Origin of the sequence: Shewanella sp. SG41-4 (assembly GCF_014164505.1) — a bacterium.
Taxonomy (GTDB): Bacteria; Pseudomonadota; Gammaproteobacteria; order Enterobacterales; family Shewanellaceae; genus Shewanella.
In genome coordinates this window covers 1-2,114 of the sequence record NZ_JACJFI010000467.1, presented here as the reverse complement: position 1 = coordinate 2,114, position 2,114 = coordinate 1, and the positions used below count along the sequence as shown (strand labels likewise).

3 protein-coding genes are annotated in these 2,114 nt (G+C 37.9%); all 3 read left to right on the top strand.

The window, feature by feature from the left end; genetic code table 11:
* Positions 1-334: hypothetical protein (locus tag H5202_RS21175; RefSeq protein WP_182773796.1), on the top strand; the 334-nt coding region annotated here is incomplete at its 5' end.
* A 47-nt stretch (positions 335-381) separates the two neighbouring features.
* Complete coding sequence (locus H5202_RS21170) at positions 382-819, top strand: VPA1267 family protein (RefSeq protein ID WP_182773795.1); 438 nt, start codon at positions 382-384, stop codon at positions 817-819.
* A partial coding sequence (locus H5202_RS21165) for an AAA family ATPase (protein WP_182773794.1) occupies positions 816-2,114 on the top strand: 1,299 nt, incomplete at its 3' end. The genes H5202_RS21170 and H5202_RS21165, both read left to right, overlap by 4 nt.

Here is a 2,114-nt window from a genome sequence, read left to right as displayed (position 1 = left end):
AGAGTTACGTCAATCAAAAAAGAAAATTCAATCTCTTGAGGCTGAGCTTAGTGCCCTTAACCGTGAAGTGTTAATTGCTCGGGAGAAAGACTTTGCACTAAGTGATCAAAGCAGCTTTCAGATCCAATCAAAGGTTGATTTCGATAAGTCACAATTAAGCAGCGAGTTGCAATTATCTCATTCATTAATTCTAAGGCTGATGCGTGATTCTAGTGGTTATGAGAGTGATCTGAGACTCGGAACGGTTAGGAGTATTCTAGACAATGAAATCATTATGGAAATTAAAGATTTCCCTTTTTTCTTCTCTTTAATTAAAATGGATTTTACTTACTGAGTAGATGTCGGTTTATTTACTACAATATTTAAAGAGGTTGCTTATATATGGCAAATGGTCAACAAAAAGCACAGCATAACCTTGACAGTTTTATTGTATGGACCGCGACTCAGCAAGATGATGATTTTAAAAATATTGTGTATAGGGGGCAACTTAATCGAGGTGAAATTGCTAAAGCTATAGGTTGTGGTAAATCAGCATTAACTCAAAATCCAGAAATACGATCTCAATTAAAACAATTAGAAGATGATTTGCGAGAGAAAGGCATATTGCCGCAGATTCCCAGTTCAGTTACTAAAGTAACAGGTGAACCAAAAAAGTATGATAGTTCCGCGAATAGTAAAGTCATTGATTCAAATCGCTTAACTTCATTAGAAACTGAAAATTTTGAGTTAAAAGCAGAGGTCAAAGAGTTAAAGATCAAGTTAAAGCGCTTTGGTGAACTTTCTGAGACCTTGTCAGAGATGGGGTTTATGCCACGATGAATGCCACTCAGTATGAAGACTATTTTCGTGTCACTAGCATACCCTTTAGTTCATCCACGATAATCGTATTCAGCGGTGTTCCTATCAAGAAAAACTCTTTCAAGTTAAATGTTGGCAAATACTACATTACAATAAAAGTTGATCCCAATACTTTACCTGTGCAACCTACACTTGGCCAATATTGGTTAATTAAAGGACCACGACAAATAGAGAGTATAGCCTCCGGTGGCTATTTAATGGAGCAGCATATCTTCCAGTCTCCAGAGTTTGTTGAGTGCAGATTGCCTGAGGCTGGCGAACACTTGATTAGTTTTATTGCTAAAGAAAGTTCTTTTAAAGGTGTTGGTGAAAGTAAGGCTAGAGCGCTTTGGGAGCTGCTAGGTAAGAGTTTTCATTCAACTCTAAAAAAAGATACATTAGAGTCCAGAAAGTTACTTAGAAGCATTCTGAGTGAGGAGTCAATCAATGCCTTGTTCGAAGGTTATACCAAATACAAAAATCTTTCCTACTGTAATTGGCTGTCTCAAAACAAGATACCTGCAAGCGTGCAGCTGCGTTTGTTAAAGTATCACACAGAACAATCCATTGAAGCTATCAAACTTAATCCTTACTTGCTAGTAGGATTTGGAATGAGCTTTACTGCTGTGGATGCACTTTCTCAAACAAAGTTTGAGATTGCATTAGATGATCATAGGCGATTGAGTGCAGCCCTTGAAATAGCGATACGAAAAGAAGTCGAGAAAGGACATACCTACACAACAGAAGCTGACTTACGTCCCCATTTAACTAAGCTGCTAAAAAATAAAGAATTAGTTGATAATGCATTTATGGCTGAAAATAATAATGCTCAGTACCTACTGAATCAAACTACAGGCACTTACCATCCCACGGCACAATTACTTATGGAAAATGTCGTTGCAAAACGACTTAAGTCACTTTCCAATCAATATAACCTTTATAACGAACATTCAAAGTATGCATATATTTCTGCTGTCGCTGAATTACCCTATGATCTCACCCAAAAGCAAGTTGAGGCAGTGTTAGCGTGTTTGGACAATGCTGTTAGTTGTATAACTGGTGGGGCAGGGACTGGTAAAACTACTGTACTCAGAACAGTGATTAGTGCTTATAGTCGGATGGGGTTTGAGATACACGCTGTTGCTTTGAGTGGTCGTGCTGCTATGCGATTACAGGAGTCAATCAGTTTTACTACTTCTACAATAGCCAAGCTCTTGAGAGGTAAACCTATTGATGAAGACAATTTACAGCACCTGCTTGTTATTGATGAAGCCAGT

What these genes read in the sequence shown, in the direction of transcription:
- H5202_RS21170 (WP_182773795.1), top strand. Translation starts at nt 382, where the DNA reads ATGGCAAATGGTCAACAAAAAGCACAGCATAACCTTGACAGTTTTATT.